At 43.9% G+C, this 17,899-nt stretch carries 24 protein-coding genes, 1 tRNA gene and 1 pseudogene; 14 read left to right on the top strand and 12 right to left on the bottom strand.

Annotation, left to right across the window (positions count from 1 at the left end):
• Window positions 1-1,241: MBL fold metallo-hydrolase (locus tag F6J99_RS25705; protein ID WP_293116546.1), on the bottom strand; the 1,241-nt coding region annotated here is incomplete at its 3' end.
• A 233-nt stretch (window positions 1,242-1,474) separates the two neighbouring features.
• On the opposite strand from F6J99_RS25705, the gene F6J99_RS25700 reads away from it, so the two are divergent.
• Window positions 1,475-1,711: a hypothetical protein gene (locus F6J99_RS25700; protein WP_293116544.1), complete on the top strand. Its 237-nt coding sequence runs from the start codon at window positions 1,475-1,477 to the stop codon at window positions 1,709-1,711.
• A 136-nt stretch (window positions 1,712-1,847) separates the two neighbouring features.
• On the opposite strand, the gene F6J99_RS25695 is transcribed toward F6J99_RS25700, so the two are convergent.
• A complete protein-coding gene (locus tag F6J99_RS25695) occupies window positions 1,848-2,426 on the bottom strand; it encodes a hypothetical protein (RefSeq protein ID WP_293116542.1) in 579 nt (192 codons plus the stop codon).
• Between the two features lie 1,057 nt (window positions 2,427-3,483).
• On the opposite strand from F6J99_RS25695, the gene F6J99_RS25690 reads away from it, so the two are divergent.
• Window positions 3,484-3,792, top strand: coding sequence for a hypothetical protein (locus tag F6J99_RS25690; RefSeq protein ID WP_070391307.1), 309 nt, complete (start codon window positions 3,484-3,486; stop codon window positions 3,790-3,792).
• A gap of 193 nt (window positions 3,793-3,985) precedes the next feature.
• Complete coding sequence (locus F6J99_RS25685; RefSeq protein WP_293116541.1) at window positions 3,986-5,617, top strand: SGNH/GDSL hydrolase family protein; 1,632 nt, start codon at window positions 3,986-3,988, stop codon at window positions 5,615-5,617.
• Between the two features lie 112 nt (window positions 5,618-5,729).
• Here F6J99_RS25685 and F6J99_RS25680 read toward each other — a convergent pair whose 3' ends face one another.
• From F6J99_RS25680 to F6J99_RS25670, 3 genes are all read right to left on the bottom strand, one after another.
• On the bottom strand, window positions 5,730-5,852 hold the full coding sequence (locus tag F6J99_RS25680) for a hypothetical protein (protein WP_293063437.1): 123 nt from the start codon (window positions 5,850-5,852) through the stop codon (window positions 5,730-5,732).
• 467 nt (window positions 5,853-6,319) lie between these two features.
• Window positions 6,320-6,574, bottom strand: a complete 255-nt coding sequence (locus tag F6J99_RS25675; protein ID WP_293116539.1) for a hypothetical protein — start codon at window positions 6,572-6,574, stop codon at window positions 6,320-6,322.
• Between the two features lie 59 nt (window positions 6,575-6,633).
• Window positions 6,634-6,822, bottom strand: coding sequence for a hypothetical protein (locus tag F6J99_RS25670; protein WP_293116537.1), 189 nt, complete (start codon window positions 6,820-6,822; stop codon window positions 6,634-6,636).
• Between the two features lie 256 nt (window positions 6,823-7,078).
• On the opposite strand from F6J99_RS25670, the gene F6J99_RS25665 reads away from it, so the two are divergent.
• The 3 genes from F6J99_RS25665 to F6J99_RS25655 all read left to right on the top strand — a co-directional run bounded on the left by F6J99_RS25665 (window position 7,079) and on the right by F6J99_RS25655 (window position 8,368).
• Window positions 7,079-7,204: a hypothetical protein gene (locus F6J99_RS25665; RefSeq protein WP_293116535.1), complete on the top strand. Its 126-nt coding sequence runs from the start codon at window positions 7,079-7,081 to the stop codon at window positions 7,202-7,204.
• A 95-nt stretch (window positions 7,205-7,299) separates the two neighbouring features.
• Entirely contained in the window at window positions 7,300-7,554 is a 255-nt protein-coding gene (locus F6J99_RS25660) for a hypothetical protein (protein ID WP_070391310.1), read from the top strand.
• A 502-nt stretch (window positions 7,555-8,056) separates the two neighbouring features.
• A complete protein-coding gene (locus F6J99_RS25655; protein ID WP_293116533.1) occupies window positions 8,057-8,368 on the top strand; it encodes a hypothetical protein in 312 nt (103 codons plus the stop codon).
• A 78-nt stretch (window positions 8,369-8,446) separates the two neighbouring features.
• Here F6J99_RS25655 and F6J99_RS25650 read toward each other — a convergent pair whose 3' ends face one another.
• Window positions 8,447-8,788 (bottom strand): XisI protein, encoded by a 342-nt coding sequence (locus F6J99_RS25650; protein ID WP_293116532.1) that lies wholly within the window; start codon window positions 8,786-8,788, stop codon window positions 8,447-8,449.
• Window positions 8,789-8,908: 120 nt separating this feature from the next.
• Window positions 8,909-9,279: pseudogene (locus F6J99_RS25645) on the bottom strand (element excision factor XisH family protein); the annotation flags it as partial.
• Between the two features lie 451 nt (window positions 9,280-9,730).
• Between F6J99_RS25645 and F6J99_RS25640 the strand changes: the two are divergent.
• Window positions 9,731-9,844: a type II toxin-antitoxin system HicB family antitoxin gene (locus F6J99_RS25640; RefSeq protein WP_198954332.1), complete on the top strand. Its 114-nt coding sequence runs from the start codon at window positions 9,731-9,733 to the stop codon at window positions 9,842-9,844.
• 16 nt (window positions 9,845-9,860) lie between these two features.
• Here F6J99_RS25640 and F6J99_RS25635 read toward each other — a convergent pair whose 3' ends face one another.
• Together F6J99_RS25635 and F6J99_RS25630 are read right to left on the bottom strand one after the other, a co-directional pair.
• Window positions 9,861-10,301 (bottom strand): hypothetical protein, encoded by a 441-nt coding sequence (locus F6J99_RS25635; protein ID WP_293116531.1) that lies wholly within the window; start codon window positions 10,299-10,301, stop codon window positions 9,861-9,863.
• 162 nt (window positions 10,302-10,463) lie between these two features.
• Window positions 10,464-10,658: a hypothetical protein gene (locus tag F6J99_RS25630; protein WP_293116530.1), complete on the bottom strand. Its 195-nt coding sequence runs from the start codon at window positions 10,656-10,658 to the stop codon at window positions 10,464-10,466.
• A gap of 272 nt (window positions 10,659-10,930) precedes the next feature.
• Here F6J99_RS25630 and F6J99_RS25625 point away from each other — a divergent pair, with 272 nt between their 5' ends.
• From F6J99_RS25625 to F6J99_RS25600, 6 genes are all read left to right on the top strand, one after another.
• Window positions 10,931-11,932: an ATP-binding cassette domain-containing protein gene (locus F6J99_RS25625; RefSeq protein ID WP_070391314.1), complete on the top strand. Its 1,002-nt coding sequence runs from the start codon at window positions 10,931-10,933 to the stop codon at window positions 11,930-11,932.
• A gap of 182 nt (window positions 11,933-12,114) precedes the next feature.
• Window positions 12,115-12,321 carry a hypothetical protein gene (locus F6J99_RS25620; RefSeq protein WP_293116529.1) on the top strand — a complete coding sequence of 69 codons (207 nt, stop codon included), beginning with the start codon at window positions 12,115-12,117 and terminating at the stop codon, window positions 12,319-12,321.
• 39 nt (window positions 12,322-12,360) lie between these two features.
• On the top strand, window positions 12,361-12,909 hold the full coding sequence (locus tag F6J99_RS25615) for an SET domain-containing protein-lysine N-methyltransferase (protein ID WP_070391315.1): 549 nt from the start codon (window positions 12,361-12,363) through the stop codon (window positions 12,907-12,909).
• 474 nt (window positions 12,910-13,383) lie between these two features.
• Entirely contained in the window at window positions 13,384-13,509 is a 126-nt protein-coding gene (locus tag F6J99_RS25610; RefSeq protein WP_293116528.1) for a hypothetical protein, read from the top strand.
• A 72-nt stretch (window positions 13,510-13,581) separates the two neighbouring features.
• A complete protein-coding gene (locus F6J99_RS25605) occupies window positions 13,582-14,370 on the top strand; it encodes an ABC-2 family transporter protein (protein WP_293116527.1) in 789 nt (262 codons plus the stop codon).
• 335 nt (window positions 14,371-14,705) lie between these two features.
• Entirely contained in the window at window positions 14,706-15,641 is a 936-nt protein-coding gene (locus F6J99_RS25600; protein WP_293116525.1) for a hypothetical protein, read from the top strand.
• Here the strand turns inward: F6J99_RS25600 and F6J99_RS25595 are convergent.
• Entirely contained in the window at window positions 15,610-15,759 is a 150-nt protein-coding gene (locus F6J99_RS25595) for a hypothetical protein (protein ID WP_293116523.1), read from the bottom strand. The genes F6J99_RS25600 and F6J99_RS25595 overlap by 32 nt on opposite strands.
• Window positions 15,760-15,975: 216 nt before the next feature.
• On the opposite strand from F6J99_RS25595, the gene F6J99_RS25590 reads away from it, so the two are divergent.
• A tRNA-Gly gene (locus tag F6J99_RS25590) sits at window positions 15,976-16,046 on the top strand.
• 319 nt (window positions 16,047-16,365) lie between these two features.
• Here the strand turns inward: F6J99_RS25590 and F6J99_RS25585 are convergent.
• Entirely contained in the window at window positions 16,366-16,689 is a 324-nt protein-coding gene (locus F6J99_RS25585; RefSeq protein ID WP_070391318.1) for an antibiotic biosynthesis monooxygenase, read from the bottom strand.
• A gap of 298 nt (window positions 16,690-16,987) precedes the next feature.
• Entirely contained in the window at window positions 16,988-17,461 is a 474-nt protein-coding gene (locus F6J99_RS25580) for a pentapeptide repeat-containing protein (RefSeq protein ID WP_070391320.1), read from the bottom strand.
• Between the last annotated feature and the right edge of the window lie 438 nt (window positions 17,462-17,899).

Here is a 17,899-nt window from a genome sequence, read left to right as displayed (position 1 = left end):
TGACCGTGATCATAATGGCGCTTTTGGGATTTACCTAAAAGCTTTGAGGGATACCTCCTCGTCGATAACCGACGTGCTGTACACGGCTTCCGGGTTTTGCCAGGAATTGCCGGGTTAAATGTATCCGTCTCGCTCAGGTATTTGGCCCAACCAAGGGCATCCCGCACTTTAGCCCCACGCAAGGTATAGAGGTTGTGCATGGTATGGGTTGCGTCCTCAGCAGCACAGAGGGCATGAAACTCCGGGAAATAAAACATCATTTCGGCAGGGGCTTCAGAACCGGGCACGTTCTGAAAAATGATATCAATACCATCAACTGTAATTTTCTGCCCGGTGTGATCAATGATATCGGTGGGAGCAATCAGAGACGTGGTACCTGTAGATGTGGTTTTACCCAAACCGCCATCCACCTGTCCTTTTGGACCTATTTGACCTTTGTTCTGAAGCCGGTTGCCATACATATAAGAAGCGCGACGGCTCATGACGTTGCCCGCGAAAACGTTTTCACTGACAGCTTCTTCAAAAAATCCTTCGGGAGCATAGATGGGAATCCCGTCAGGGTTGTCTTCAGACTTAATCTGCTCTAGCTCTACAATGCCTTGGATTCCGCCATAATGATCCACATGGCTGTGGGTGTAAATAACAGCAGAGACTGGTAAAGGATCTGTGCGACCGTGGTGCCTAGGCAACATCATATTGTCATGTTTATTGATGTTATCATTTGCCAGCTCCAGAGCGGCTTGCGCTGTTTCCTTGGACGTTAAGGGGTCGATCACGATCCAGCCTGTGTCTCCTTCAACCAGAGTTATTTCGGCTAGGTCATAGCCCCGAAGTTGATAAATACCTGGCACAACTTGGTACAGCCCGTGTTGCATATTGAGCTGAGCCATGCGCCACAGGCTAGGGTTTACGGTTGGTGGAGCCGTTGAATGATCCAGGAGGAACTGATACTGTTCCAAATTCCAAACATCTCCTGAATCTGGTATTTTAGGCAGATCACTGTTATTGAGCTTACCGATAAATCCTTCCGTTGCAAGGTTAAAATCTTCGGTGTATGTCGAGCATAAATGATCCAAAACCTCTGGGCGATCGTCCATAACTTCAATAGCTTTTTTGCAATCAGCGAAAGAATCAGCGATAGCAATCGGACTCATTTGCATCCAAGCGATGATAAAGGTGGCAACGATCGCCACCAAACTTGCCAGCCATTTCCAAGGCTTAGTTGTGAATTTTTTTAGCATGTATAATTTAAAAGTGTTCGCAGTTTAGTTTTCGGAGTATTTTCGGTAGTGGTAATCATATCAACGCCTACACCACTAAATCCTTAACACCACCGCCCAGCTTATCAGAAGGGGAGTTTTTTAAACTTGTGGAAACTTTAAATTATCTAATCAGTACAGTTGATTAGGATAAGTACAGCTTATGAGTATAAGGGGATGTCTTCTAGACCCAATCAATATCGCTGCTGTGATTAATGCGATCGCGTAGCGTCGGCTGTGGCCGTAGGCCACGCTGCGCGAACGCCGAATCCCATTCTCTTCTACATTTGGGTGCATCTGATATTTGCTGTGTGACCCGGTGGGTGGAATGGGCATGGTGGTGGAACGGGCATCAGGCGTGGAACAGGCATCGTGGTGGAACGGGCATCGTGGTGGAACGGGCATCTTGCCCGTTACAATTCCCAGGCGGACTGTCCCAACCCGGGCATTGAGGCGCAAAATTAGGGCGATCCCTTGGGTGGTGCGTTACGGGGCGGACTATCCCAACGCTGGCTACGAGGCGAAAAATAAGGGCAAGTCCGCCCCTAACGCACCCTACGCACTGACTTTAGGCCGGGGAGTGTCAACTCAAAGCAATGGAATACTGCCTGCTGCGCCCTTAGCAATGCTGCTGACATTCTTAAGACTTTCCATAGTTGCCATCAGTTCTTTGCTAACTTGGTGAGCCATAAACAGAGCACCACCGAGGCTAGCCAGCTTCAGCTCCTTGTAGCTGAGGACTTCTAGAGTAAGGCTAACATCAGCCCGAATCGGGTTAAGATTAACATCATAAGCCAGTTCTTCAATATTCATACTCTCTACCCGAACCGGTAAAATCCGATTACCGCCCCAGATAAACAGAGTTAGAGGAGCTTCCATCGCCACAATTTCCAGAGTTCCTGCTTTCGACATCGCGCTATTGGTCAAGACTGACAAGGTTTTGGGATACATGAGCATTTCCAGAGTTGCCATCTGGGGATGAATGCCCAAGGTAACCGCCATAGTATCCGCCTGCTCTAACCGGTCAGTGGCATCGATGGCCATTTTTAGACTAATGGTCTCTTTCGGAGGACCACTAATTCGTTTGGCTTCAGTCGGGTCTAGGTCAGATTTAGCCTGTGCAGACAAATCCGCTCCTGCTGTTCGGGGCGTAAGCGATCGCGTCATCGTCTCCGGATTGCACTAGACCTCTTGCAAAAGTATTTTTCTGATAGTGTTCTTGATGCAAAGCGCGAGTGGGGGAAACCCCCTTTGGCCGACTGCATCGCTTTGCGTCAATTCTTGTCCACTGTTCCGGTGATCCGCTGTTCCCTGTTCCCGACAACTGCCGCGAAGTCTACTGAAAAAAAATCACACTAGCTAGGGGGTTAGCAGGGTCTAGAGCGACTATTGCCCCTCTCAACAAACGAGGGGAAAGGGGAGATGTAGCCATGAAATCCTTGTGGTTAATAAACTGCTGATCTCAAGTCCAGTTGAATACTTATTATTGAGCTAACTCATCAATTGTTAATTGTTAATTTTTAATTGTCAAAGTCAATATAGCAAGGGAGCAGGGAGCAGGGAACAGAGAAGAGGGAATAGGGAATAGGGAATAGCAATGCGCTGCATCAAGAGGTGCGACCCGTGGCGATTTTAATAATTAGACGCGTAAAGCGCACCTAACAGGGAATCAATGTCAAAGAAGACTGTACCTCATAACTGCGATAAACGCTATATAACGCTTATTTTTGTATTTTTAAAAATTATTAAATCTCAGCTAAAACAATGGTAAATAAGGGAGCATGTTACTTATGCATAACATTTGTACTAAGGTAATAGGTAATGGGTAATAGGTAATGGGTAATAGGTAATAGGTAATAGGTAATAGGGGGAGCATGTGACTTATGAATATTTGTACATTATCTATAGCCCCCTGATGGGTTTAAGCTTGCTCTAATGGGACATAGTACAAATGTTCTGCAACGCAAGACCTGCTCCCGGTAAATAATGCTTTTTGCTCCGTGATATTTGAAAGTATTGCCATAAATTAAGTCCTAGATATCCTCCATCTTGAGCTCAGCATGGAGTAGTTTTAATTTCGAAATTAACCGATAATCACTCCTAAGTTATGCCGTGATCTGATCAGCTAAACAAAAGTACCCTCAAAGGTACTGTGAAGGTGGATTTATATCTGAGATTATAGAAATGTGTTGATTGAAAGTAATTGCAGCAAGAGGTAAAACCGATGGCTTACAAATACTATAATCCCTGTGTCTTCCAAGTTCCGATCAAATTAGAGGTACCCATTGTTCTCGATCTAGCTGTAGCTGCTAAGCCTAAGTGTTTTACTAAATATGAGGACCAAATGGAGCTCGAACAGGCGGAATGTAACGGAACTGGTACTGAGTCACCCGAACCGGTTATAGCGCTACGCGCAATGGCATTGGCAAGAGGCAAAATGCAAAAGTTGACTACAACAGCTTTTGCTGCTTTTATCAATGTCCTAACTTTAATGCGTAGTGCTATACCACTTAATCCCCTTAGAAATCTTTGAAAGCAATTTTTGACAGCTGGCTTTGAAGTAGTTTATAGGAATTAATTCCTGAAACCCCCCTAGGATCTAAGGATCTAATGTCTCTACTTTCTTTGCTTATAAGCTGAATGCTTACCTTTCTGAAATTAACTGATGCTGAGGTGAATTATCTAATCACTGATTACCACTCTTTATTTTTAATAAACAGGCAACTATGATCAAACGCTTTCTTACCAAAGACATGCTCGACTTTGACGCCCCAGATCAGGTCAAAGAAGTTATCCAACCTCAAGGGCGTCCACCGGAAACAGACCCTACTCTGGGTATCCGTCCGGAATTAAGTATTGAAGTCAACCAAAAGCCAGGCACTCCCCGACATCGACTGGTCACTATTGGTGATTCCCTCAGCCATGGCGTCCAGAGTGGAGCAATTTTTAACACTGACCTATCCTATCCCATGATGATTGCTCAAGAAATGGGTTGGGAAAAACACCTGCGTCGTCCCAGCCAATATGGTAAATTTGGTGGATTACCCCTGAATATGGAGTATGTAGTTAGGCACTTAGAGCGACAGTTTGGTGACCAGATAAACTGGTGGGAATTAGGGTCGGCATTGTTTTCAATCCGCGAATTTATGGACGACATAGAAGATTATTGGGAACGGGGTCCTGGTTGGCAAGGGGGCGTTGGTTCTACTGTTGCTATGGAAAAAGGAATTAACCACAACCTCGCTATTTATGGGTGGAATCTCAAAGACATTATCTCTAAAGACGCAGATACCCTCAGAAAAGAAATCCAGGCACCAACGGATCATCTATTGCGGCAAATCGTTGAGAAGGCCAGCGAACATGCTGGATTGAGGGTTTTGGACTCCGCAAGGGATTCAGAGGGTAAAGCACTTACCCCAGTCCAAGCTGCCGTGGCACTAGGGCAAGAAGGAAGTTTAGAAAACGGTGAGGGAGATGGTATTGAAACCCTGATGATCATGATTGGGGCGAATAATGCCATGGGCACCATTGCTCAATTGCAGGTCAGATGGAGTTGCGATCGCGATTTAAATTCACCACAGCCCAATCAGCGACCTACGATCTGGTCTCCGGAAGATTTCAAAGCGGAATTGGATCAAGTAGTTGAGCAAGTCAAGCAAATCCAAGCTCGCCATGTCATTTTGGCTACAGTTCCCCATGTCACCATTACGCCCATTGGTCGTGGAGTAGGAGATAAGATCGCTACTGGCTCGCGATACTTCGCCTACTACACCCGTCCTTGGATTAGCGACAAAAATTTCGACCCCAACCGTGACCCGCACATTACCGGACAACAAGCCCGAGCAATTGATAGCGTCATTGATCAGTACAATAAATATATTGCTGATGCTGTACGTCAGGCTCGAAAAGAAGGTCGAGATTGGTATTTATTTGAATTAGCAGGATTACTGGATAGCTTAGCTTATCGACGTTATATTGAAGACTCCGACGCCAGACCAGATTGGTGGACTCCCTATCAGCTGGCACCGGAACTCGAAGCGCTTTCACCAGTACTGGATACTCGCTTTTTTAGATCCGATGCCACCGGTCGCACCAGCGGTGGTTTGTTCTCCCTAGATGGCATTCATCCCACTACCATTGGCTACGGTATAGTTGCTCAAGAATTGATCACTATGATGCAGCAAAAAGCTGGTGTCAAGTTTTATCGCAAAGACGGTTGCACAGAGCGTCATGATCCAGTCAAGATCAATTTCCAGCGCCTGATTGCTCTAGATACCCTGATTTACGACCCACCGAAATCTTTATCGAGTAGTCTGAAATGGCTGGATTGGCTCGATCAGAACTTGCAGATTTTCTAGGGCTTAGCTTCCGGCAAAATTCATCCCACATCTCAATGCTACGCCATGAGTTTGGGATGAATTTTGCACAGGGTATCCATGGAATTGCTATATATTCTAGCAATTATCATAGTTATGAGGTACACAATTTCGGTATTTTAGGGAACAGGTAACAGCGGATCACCGGAACAGAGAAGAGAGAAGAGAGAATAGGGAATAGGGAATAGGGATGCGCTACCTCAATACTGTACCTCATAACTGCGATAAACGCTATATGTACTGATAAACAAAGCCGAACGCGCCCCGCGTGGCCTACGGCCTTAAATGCTGGGCAAGTCAGCACAACAGTCTTAAAAAAAAACACCAATAAAACAGAGCGGCAGGGTTTGAATTACCGCAAGAAAAGTTGAGCCATTGAGCGCGATAGGTTATGAGTAATAGTTTTAATTCACATGAAATAAGGCTCCACTTTTCAAGGTTTTTTCTCCACTCAGGTTTACACTAGCCTTTTTTCAAGGCAAGGATGATACCTGCGATCGCACTACCGGATTTCATCCCATTACCCTAACATCGCTTTCTCATCCCCACCGAACCATTTTAATTTATAAATTAATATACGGGTTTCTTAGGCTACTCCGTAAACCCTGAGCATCGAAGTCACTGGGAACTTTGCTTGTTTGTATCATCTTCCGGAGCTTTCCTCTGAGCTGACTAAGACTTAAGTCATTGCGCCATACCTCTATAAATAGCCTGAGCAATTTCCTTACCCATGTCTGTGGGATTGTGGGTTTTAGTTAAGTTTAAATTCACTGGTACAGTGGGAATCTTGGTACTATTTTGCCAATTTCGAGGTAGTCCCTTCACCTTAAGCAAACGGGATAATTCTGCTTTCACCGCTGCTTGTAAGCGTACCCGTTCTAGTCTATTCAGGTCAATTCCTTCTATGCTTAGCTCTGGGATTTTAATGGTAATGTTCATCTAGGGAGTAGGGAGTAGGGAAAGGCAAGAGGCAAGAGGCAAGAGGCAAAAGGCAAGAGTTAATCAACTCTAAGTAGTCGGACAAAAGTAAAATTAACTCTTGAAATAGGGAGCAGGGAGCAGGGAGCAGGGAGCAGAGGGGCTTTTGGCAACTTTACACAAGTTAATACAGCGATGCAGCGCGGTCTTGGGGAGGCAGCGCGGTCTTGGGGGTCTCCCCCATGAGCGACTGCCGTGGTTTCCCCCACTCGCTATTGCATCAAGAAGTGAGGTTTATTTTTGTCCAGGTACTTATAGGTAGTTTGGATTATGTAAAAAGCGGTAATCAATCAATACTAGATATAACTATCACCAATTATCTAAATTTAATTATTTACTGACTCTAATTTCAGCACTTTCGCTATCCTTACTTATACTAACTCTGTCAACTAACTCTGTCAACTAACTCTGTCAAAACGATATAAGTGTAGACTTAATTATCCCAAATAATTACCGTTTTTTACCTTGCCGAAAATTCCGATTCCCGATTCCCGATTCCCGATTCCCGATTCCCGATTCCCGATTCCCGATTCCCGATTCCCGATTCCCTGTTACCTCAAATTTATACTAATCATGATTCGATTATTTTAATAATTAACAAATATTAAATTTTTTCAAATAAATTGCACATTATTTATTTATATGTTTAAATAGTTAATGAACACTAAGCTACTCAATTTAAGGCGATGTACAAAAATTTCATTGTTTCACCTTTACCGAATCAATCTAGTGAAATAATTCTTCCAGGTTCCCATGGGTTTTATCCCTACCAAGAACCAATTAAACATACCTTGACTGGTTCTAAGCGGGCGATTTATATCACAATCAGGAATTTGCAGACTCTGGGCTATGCAACAGTTAGCGAGTGGAGTCCACTCCAACGGACTTACAATCCTGGGGAATACATTTGTATTTTGGAGCGCAATTTGATTCTGGATTAAGCTCATAACCTAGCTGGGGGGTCTTCCCCCTAGTTCTACAGTTAAAAATAGTTTAAGAATAGTTTATTGCTTGTGTACTATTCCTTGCTATGGGGGGTCAGAGCCACAGAGGGGTTTAGCCTAAATTCCTCATAAACTAGAATTAATGAGTAGATGCTACATCGCCTTAAATTGCTTTACGTTTGTAGTCATCGCCTTGAATTGGTTTACGTTTGTAGTCGTGGAAGTATTTTCCACGGCTATTTTTTTTGGTCTTGACTAGTAAGCTATCAGCTATCAGCTATCAGTTATCAGTGATCAGTGATCAGGATTCAGCTTATGTGCTACGCACACGCGTGCGCGTTCAGCTTTTGAATCAAACAGGTAACCATTTTTTTATATGAGTTACGTCTGCATGATAGCTGACGGCTGACCACTGACGGCTGACCGCTGACCGCTGACCGCTGACTGGTCTTGACTGTGGAAGCTGCTGTGGATAGTGTGGATAGTATTCTGGTCAAGCATGGGTGAATGGCAGGACAATAATTCACGGTATCTCAGTGCTGCAATGTTCTGGTTGCGATCGCGTTTGCAAGAATTAGCCCAAGAATTAGCTGGAGATGAGTCGGTAGACCCAGAAGCGATCAAGCAAGGGGAAGCCGCCATGGCAGAAGCGGAAGCCAATCATCCCCGACCTGCGCTGAAATATCTTAGTGAATGCTTTAACTTATCCTTGTTTGAAGAAAAGATTTTACTCCTGTGTGTGGCCATGGAGTTAGATCCTCTTGCCCACCCTACAAGACTTCCTACACTCTCTCGAACATTAAAGGGGTAGGGTGGGCAAATTCTGATTATTTGACCAGATCAGCAGTGATCATGTCCATTTGCCCACCAAATAATATCAAGCGATCACCTAAGCAACAGCAAAATCTGTGTATTGTCGCATTTTTGGCTCATGAAATGCTAAGACAATATCCTCTTTGGGAACTCCAACACGGACAAGGTCGGTAGCAATTCCTTCTTCTGTCCAGTCTTCCTCAATCCAAAATTTCCCTTCTCGAAGACGCACATAAACGGTCATTTCCGTAATTATTTCTCCATTTTGCCATCCTAAATTAATCCAAATATAGTGACCATTTGCTTCATCCGCAATCAGAAAATTCTCAATCGCCTCCTGAGAACGTTTTTGACATAATTCGATATAGTCATTTAATATTTGTTTAATAATTTTGGGGTATTGGGCTAATTTATCCATTGTCTTACCTCTTCTAATTCAGTATCTACAAGAATTAAGGTAAGTTGAGAGGATATCTCCCAAGTTTTTTGATACTGAATTTTGCCCCCCTAGCCCCCCAATTCTGGGGGGAACAAGAATCTATTTGCTGGTAAAAGTCCCCCAAGCGAGGGATTGCTTGGGGGACCAACGGGGGCTTAGGTGTAGCAAATTAGACTTCTCAGACAACCTCTGATGTCTAGTGACGATTAATTGAATCACATCTTGAGTAAAAAAGTTTTTGTAGGCAATGCTACTAATAGCTAGATAAAGTTTTCGTTCAGGTGCAGTTTCATCCAGAAGATAGCGATAGATATCGTATTGACCAAGAGCTTTTTTTAAATCTTGCAATTTTGATGTACCGACAAAGCTTTTGACTTCAACCACAAGTTTTTGTTCATTTCGTTGAACCGCAATCGGGCCTTCAGCCCCTAGATCGGCATAGAGTTTTGTTTTTCTATATTCAATAATATAGGGTCGTCAGTGATTATCCATCCATCTTTAATCAGTGCATTTTTCACAGCCTTATGAATCCCAGTTTCGGCATGATCAATGGAAGTAAAGTATAAACTTTTGATAAAAGCTGATCGCATTTTAATCTTAGCTCAACAACACACCATGATAAAATTAGGGAGTGTTAGCTCCCCAGTTGAGGCAAGCAATCCCAACAAATACTTACTGGAAAAAAAGGGGATGGTGTTGGGTTTTACTCTCCCATAGAATCGATCAGTTTTATCAAAACTATTGATTCGCTCAACCCAACCTACAAGATTAGCGATCGCACTACTCCCTACTCCCTACTCCCTACTCCCTTTGCTATAGATTACAAACAAGTTTAAAACCTATGGACAACAACACTAAAAAAATTTACAATTATACAGTTATTTTGTAGAATCAGAGGGAGGTTATCACGCTTTTTGTCCGATCCTAAAAGGTTGTCATTCTCAAGGGGATTCTTTTGAAGAGGGAATCGAGAATATTACAGAAGCTATTGAGTTATATATTGAAAGTTTAAAGGCTGATAATCAGGCAATCTAGCGAGAAGATTTAATTGTCAAGCCATTAAGTATCTTGGCATGAGTAATTTTACCAGTATCAAACCTAAAGCGATCGCATTTAGAGAAGGGTTTGGTGGGCAAATAATGAGAATTTGACCATTCCAACAGTTATAGTATCCATTTGCCCACCCGACAAGATTAGCGTACGCACTTATTGAACCTCCATCCACCGGCAAGCGCACCCAGTAATCCCCAGCAGCAATACCGGTGATATCAAAGACGAGGCTATTGGTCTTCTGGTCTGGTGATGGGTCAGAAGAAGTAGTGGTCACTGATGGCAAAAATTCCGACAAGGGTAACAATTCGCGTCCGCCTAACAAAAACCCTACCTGTTGTCCTAGGATCACTGATGAAGTGTCTGGCTTCCCTAACCATACCGGTGGATTACAGGTCAAGGTCAACTGCTGCTGGTTTCCGGTAGTTGTAGATATAGTCATCTCCTCGATGATCTTAGGCGCTAGGGAAAAGGAGAGAGCATTAGTCACTTGTTGCTTGCCATTGCGCTTAACCCTAACTGTTACTGTATAAAACCCAGCCAACCATTGATTAGCGTCAACAGGAAGCTCAACTTCTAGAGTGGTAGCCGCACTCCTTTTTAGCTAATTAATCAATAATGTGTCAAATTCCCACAGGAAAAAATTATGCGAACGCATTAGGGAGTAGGGAGTAGGGAGTAGGGAGTAGGGAGTAGGGAGTAGGGAAATCAGAAGACGAACAGGTAAATGCGATTGACCGTTCGCGAAGCGTTGGGCTTTGCCCGTGCATGTCAAGCTTCGCGATTGGCCGTAGGCCACGCGGGGCGCGTTCGCGTTTCCTAATTGAGTAATCAATCCCTGGTCAACTGTACTTTCACAATGGGAAACTAGGTGAGTCAATCAAGTCTGACATCGTCCCAAGCTGGGTATCGTTGATCATATAGCCATTGGCAGCAGATGATTTAACAAGGAAAATTCGACAACCTTAACCTTAATTGGCAATAACCAATAGCTTAGGTTAAAAGCCGACTCCCGACTCCCTATTCCCGACTCCCTATTCCCTATTCCCTGTTCCCTTTCCCCTTTCCTATATGTCTATTGTTATTGTCGAAAACCTCAGCAAAATCTACCCAGTAGCAATCAAACAACCAGGACTAAAAGGTACCTTAAACCATTTCTTCCGCCGTACCTACCGTTCAGTCAAAGCTGTACAAGACGTTTCCTTTGAAATTGGCTTTGGAGAAGTAGTCGGATTCTTAGGGCCCAATGGTGCTGGCAAAACCACTACTCTCAAGATGCTCACTGGACTGATTCATCCGTCTCAGGGTCGAGTCAGAGTTGTGGATTACATTCCCAAACGACGTCAACCAGGCTTTTTGAAAAAAATTACCCTAGTTATGGGGCAGAAGCAACAGTTGCTTTGGGACTTACCAGCCCTAGATTCCCTGAGAATCAATGCCGCTGTCTATGGTATTTCTGATCAAGACTATAGGTATAGAGTTGGGGAACTGACCGAGATGCTGTCCCTAGAAGGGAAACTGACTCAGCCAGTACGAAAACTCTCCCTAGGAGAGCGCATGAAAGCGGAACTACTAGCAGCATTGCTACACCAACCCCAAGTCCTATTTTTAGATGAACCTACCTTGGGATTAGATGTCAATGCTCAACTAGCCGTACGGGACTTCTTGCGGGAGTACAACCAACGCACAGGAGCAACAATACTCTTAACCAGTCACTACATGGCTGATATCACTGCTCTTTGCCAACGGGTGCTATTAATCCATGAAGGTCGGCTGATTTACGATGGCTCTCTAGATGGATTACTTGAGCGCTTTGCTCCCTATCGTGAGGTCACCGTAGAACTTGCCCAGCCCTTACCTGAGGTAAAGACTAGTCAGGATATGTTTTTACAGCGCTATGGTGAACTCAAAGAAGTAGATGGTCACCACGTGCGTTTGCTAGTGCGTCGGGAAGTGCTTACCGAGACTGTGGCTCGGATTCTGGCTGAGCTGGAGGTGATAGATTTAAGCGTAACTGACCCTCCCATTGAAGAAGTTATTGGTCGTGTTTTCCAGGCAGGAGTAGTAGAGTGAACTGTTGCGAACGCGCCCCGCGTAGGCAAAGCCTAATCCCCATTAGGATTTTTCAGATTTCTCAAATCACATTATCGATAATTCCGAGATTATTGATAATGGAGGCAGCTTATTGAGATTTATCCAGCAGATTTCAGGTTTGTGATACTATCAAAAAAACTTTTATAGCGTTTCTATGACTCATGAGGTACACATTATTTTTTACCTCTTCCCTCTTCCCTTTTCCCTCTTACCTGCTCCCTGCTCCCTGCTCCCTAAAAACCAGAAATTTGTACCTCACAAGTCGTAGAATTGCTATATCTGTAGTTTGTGATACGAATTTAGATGAGCTTCCCCTGATTGAGCAATACCAACTGTCAACCTATAGTTTTCATAAAAAACTGTCCTAAAAGGATTGAGACTAATAACTTTTTATTTTAGCGAAATTTATGTTTAGAGCTAATCCTGAGAAGAATTCCTATCAAGATGTCTCAACTAACGACTTAGCAGCTTCAACTTACTCTAAGGTTGAAGTCAGACCCGCGAAGATAGGACAGGGAGTCTTTGCAGTCCGAGACATTGCTGCAGGTGAACCGCTACTTGAGTTTACCGGACCCATCATCAATTTTGATCAGAGTCTTGCCAAAGGAGAAAAGATGGGAAATGTTCTCCAAATTGACCATGATGCGTATATCGATATCGATATGATTCCAGAGTCACCAGCACCTTACGTAAATCATTCGTGCAATCCGAATGCAGGCATAATCCGAGATCGAATATTAATTGCATTGAGACAAATCATTGCAGGTGAAGAGATATTCTTTGACTATTCGACTACCATGGACGAGGATTTTTGGACAATGAAGTGCTTATGTGGTACTCAGGATTGTAGAGGGACGGTGACTGACTTCAAGTACCTTCCTTCCGAAACTAAACAGCTCTATTTGAAGTTAGGTATAGTTCAAGAATTTATTGTGAATAGTCTTAATAAAGACTAATTTAATCAGTGTTTATTACAAGTTAAATTAAACCTATTTTTCCCTATTATTTTTAGGAGTTTAGAACCTAAAAATAAAAATGTTGCATCATCACCATTAAATTCGCTTTGTTAATTCAGGAATAGGCTATGGTGTCTTGGCTACTGAACCTATTATGAATTGCTGGAAATGTGGAGAGATACTGATATAGTAATATCGGAGGTATTAAAGCTAATAAAAAGTTATTTTTAACCTGAAATATCACCCTATACCCGGGTGCATCTCATTTTTGTTGTTTGACAAGGTGGTGCGTTACGGGGCGGGCTGTCTAAACCCTGGCGCTTGAGCGGAAAGCGATGCAGAGGTGCGACCCGTGGCGAATTTAATTCGCCAACGGAAAGCGCACCTAAGCGGTCTTGGGGGTTTCCCCCACTCGCTATTGCATCAAGACAATGAGGCCCCCCCTAACACACCCTACGCAACTTTTTTACAAATATGAGATGCACCCCTATACCCAGCACCCCAGCTCCGTTTCATGCCCATTCACCTGACAATTTATTCCAAAGAATGAAACAGCCCTGCCTACTCCCTACTCCCTACTCCCTACTCCCTACTCCATAATCCCTACTCCATAATCCCTACTCCATAATCCCTACTCCCTACTCCCTACTCCCTACTCCCTACTATCAATAAATGAAGCGCGTCCTAAAAATCATAACAACCTTCCTCAGTGTTTATTACGCCCATATGATGGAGTATCGGGCAGAAATATTTTTTTGGGTACTGTCGAATCTGTTACCTCTGATTCTAATGGGGATTTGGACCAAGGCATCCCAAGACGCAGACTTTGGTCTGAATTCTAGAGAATTTGCCCGTTACTTTATCTCAGTGTTTTTTATCCGCCAGTTCAACTTGGTATGGGTGATTTGGGAATTTCAAAAACAAGTGTTACAAGGGAAGCTTTCCCCACGATTACTACAGCCCATTGATCCAGTGTGGCATGACGTAGCCCGTCACGTAGCAGAACGATTTATCCGTATTCCGTTTAACCTAGGGCTAATCGGTTTGTTTTTCGTCCTGTATCCCGAAGCAGCTTGGCTACCAAATCTTGGCAATCTGTTACTCGGTTGTCTGGTGGTAGCAATGAGCTTTTCCCTACGCTTTTTGATGCAGTATACCTTTGCCATGTTCGCCTTTTGGACAGAACGAGCTAGTGCTATTGAAGAATTATCATTTTTGCTCTACTTATTTCTTTCTGGGTTAATTGCTCCGTTGGAAGTCTTTCCTCCTTTGGTAAGGGAAATTGCCCAGTGGACACCCTTTCCTTATCTGATTCATTTCCCAGCAGCACTGTTGATTGGTTTACCTGTGAATGTGGTAGGGGGAATGTTGGTGATTCTAGGTTGGAGTTTGATATTTTTCCTAGTCAACCGCTGGTTATGGCGTAAAGGGTTAAAGCATTACTCTGGCATGGGAGCTTGATCGTAATGGAAGTGTGGGAAGTGTGGGAAGCGTGGAAAGTGTGGGGAGATGGGGAGATGGGGAGATAGGGAGATGGGGAGTCAGATCAGGGACTGCATATTAAATTTACCTGATAAGGATTAATGTCCCTGATAAGTATGATTAACGCTATATATTCGACCAATCGAAAGTATAAAATTACATGATGATTCAGTTCTGGGGTATCAGCTATCAGCTATTCATGATTCAGGGACTCTTTTTATTGATCAGGCGTTGGATTGCCTTAGCAGACAGCTGAGGTGCTTATAGCTGATAGCTTACACAATTACAAGACTCGAGCAACGCTCTAGCAACGAATGACCCTAAAACGTTTGCCCCCAAATAATCCCCCTAATTTACCTGAACCACGTCACTTGAACGGGCCAATGCTATGGTTGGCCATGGTTTTGGCGTCTGTTGTCATTCATCTATGCTTCTTGTGGATACTGTATATGCTCTTGATGGGGCGCTTGGAGAGTTCGCAACCCAGTCAGGATTTGATTGCCATCGATCTGATTGATATCATTCTGGAAGACATATCTGAGCAAGAGACATCACCAGAAGACCCATCAACAGCTCTAACTAGTCCTAGGTCAGATAGGAATTTTAATCACCAAACTGTCTCTAACTCTACCATTGATGTCACTGAGCCTGACTTAGCTCAAACACCAACGGAGGAAAGCTTACCCGTTAAAGAGCTAGCACTGCCAACAGCTTATGAACTAACTATACCTGTACCCGCACCTGAACCAACAACTCCGATCACTCCTGTTAAGCCTATTCCAGTCATCCAAAGGCCGCTACCTTTACCCTTACCTCTGCCACCACCGATTCAGCCACCGGCTTCCAGCATCCTAGAAGAGTCGGCATCAAAAGATACCTTTCTGGCTAAGATGAGTCAATTTGGTCTGACTAATCCCAATCGGGATATTCCAGACCAATTGGCTCTACCGCTACCAGCTAACAAAACCGAATTTTCCGCTGAGGAGCTGAATTTGACAGGTATTGATTTATCGGAAGAGTTAGTGTTGAAGGTGGTGGTGTTAATTGATTCCAATGGTAAACCGGAACTGCTAGCGGACTATATTCAAGTGCAGCAAGGCAATATTAGTATTGATCAGGCTCAGCAACTCGCTCAGCAGGTGATTCGCCATTGGCTGTTTGCCCCTACTTACATGGCAGGTCAACCAGTTGTCCAAGCTTATCGCTTCCAACTCACCATTAGTCAAGAGCCAAGAGGCAATGGGCAATAGGCATGCTAGCAATAGGCATGCTAGCAATGGGCAAGAGGCAAGAGGCAAGAGGCAAGAGGCAAGAGGCAATGGGCAAGAGGCAAGAGGCAAGAGGCAAGAGGCAAGAGGCCATAGGCAATAGTCCTGATTTTTGATCTAAGAGCTGATTTGTAAACTCGCACTAAACCTTGTAGGATAAGGCTTGCGCTAAACTAGAACAATTGAACTATTTAATAACCAAAAGACAATCATAGCAAGGCTTTCAAGCTTCTTAATATTTACTTTACAAATTAGCTCTAAAAAAGGTGGCATTTTGATTTTGTTATGTTATGATGCTAAAAGTACTGGAAACAGTGCGGATGTAGTTTAGTGGTAAAACCTCAGCCTTCCAAGCTGATGATGGGGGTTCGATTCCCCCCATCCGCTCTTAGAATGCAAGTTGTATATATTATTACAGGTTTAATGGGTTCGCATAAGCGCGGAAGCCGAGGCCGTAGGCCACGCTTTGCGAACGCTTCATCCCGTAGCGGCTCTGTTGGCGTAGCGGCTCTGTTGGCGTAGCGTGGCCTACGGCCTTAAGAGCATCGCACTGGACTCGACAGGTGGTGCGTTACGGGGCAGACTATGTCAACCCTGGCCAAGAGGCAAAAAATTAGAGACTTTCCGCCCCTAACGCACCCTACGGCTTAGCGATCGCATGAGTCTTAATTCTCCATTCTAAATTCGCGCATTCTTAATTCTCCAGCTAATTCGGAGGCTGGATTTCACTGCAAACTTCGTAGAACGATGTAGTGGGAGCTTTGGTAAACAAGTGAGACATTTGGTTTAAGATCGCCTCATAGGCTTCACTTTGATTATCTTCCATGTCCGCTATACTTTCCCAAAAGATCACAGCAATCCCTCTATCGGTTCCCGGTTCTTGCAGTAAGTAAGCGCCTTTGAACCCTTGGATATAGGTAGATACAGCTTTCTCGTAAAGATCCTGAGCTTCTTGAAATTTGCCTGGCTTGAATTCACCAATGGCAACATAAGCATACTTATGCTTCAGAAAATCTAGAAATTCTGTCAACTTTCCCTCCCCTCTGATTTTCTGGGTTGATTTCTGATCTTAACAGCTAATGGTTGAGCTGCACAGATGCCAATAGCCGCTCAAATCGTCCACTATGATCGAATTGAAACCCTGAAGTTAGTAGTAGGGTGGGCAAAGTTATCTAATCTAGAATACTCACGCATAACCAAACTGTTTTTGCCCACCCTACAAGCTTGACTTCAAATGGTGGTTCCAGAGGTTAGAGTATAAGCAAAAAAGCAGAAATCCCTAAGGGTTCCCGCTTTTAGTAATAATTCTTAGTAAGAATTAGTCAGTGTCAAGACTCTACTCTACACTCGACATTGAAATTGAATTCCTCGGCACTACCACCAATGCCAATGCCAGTTTCAAATATCTCGGCATTAGTTAAGGTCATGTTGTTCATCACAGCTCCAGACACATCGGTGTCGTAAAGCTTGGCCGCTGTCAAATTCACTTGGTTGAGATTTGCGCAGTTTAAACTAGCGTTGGTAACAAAGGCTTGGGTTAAGTTAGCCCCGTTTAAGTTGGCACCAGTCAGGTCAGCACCTTCTAGGTTGGCTTCGATTAAGATTGCTCCTTGCAGGTTAGCATTCCTCAAGTCAGCCCCTAGTAGATGTGCACCCGATAGATCCGCTCCTTTTAAATTACACCCTGGACATTCACCAGTTGAGAGCAACTGTTGCACCTGGTCTGGGTTTTCAGCTACTGCTGAACCAGTAAAGAACAGGGAAGCGAGTAAGGTTAGCGTTGCCAAAATATTGAATTTCATTTTTGGCCTCCCTAGAAGGAAAATTATCAGTATGTATTGCTTTATCCCACTTTTATGATAACCCATTAGTTGTCCGGGATTATACTGATGATTTGTTAAGGTTAGTTATGGAATTATTCCCTAAATTGGTTAGGTTGTTAAGAAAAGATAAATAATTGTTAAGGTTAAGGGATTAAGGTGGTAAGGGATTAAGCGATTCGGCAAAGCCGACGCTTCGCGAACGCATCCCAGCTATTGTTATAGCAGAAGTCAGAAGTCAGAAGTCAGAAGTCAGAAGTCAAACTCTTGCGCTTACTTAGGTTTGAGACTTTTGTCATGTCCTAACTGCCCTGGCGACTGCTATACAACTTTCTGTTCCGCCAATCTCCCCATCCCCCCATCTCCCCCTCTCCCCATTTCCCCATCTCCCCATCTCCCTATCCAAGCAATCTACTCTCA

The organism is Moorena sp. SIO4G3, assembly GCF_010692305.1.
Classification (GTDB): domain Bacteria; phylum Cyanobacteriota; class Cyanobacteriia; order Cyanobacteriales; family Coleofasciculaceae; genus Moorena; species Moorena producens_A.
This window is presented reverse-complemented; position numbering and strand designations above follow the sequence as displayed.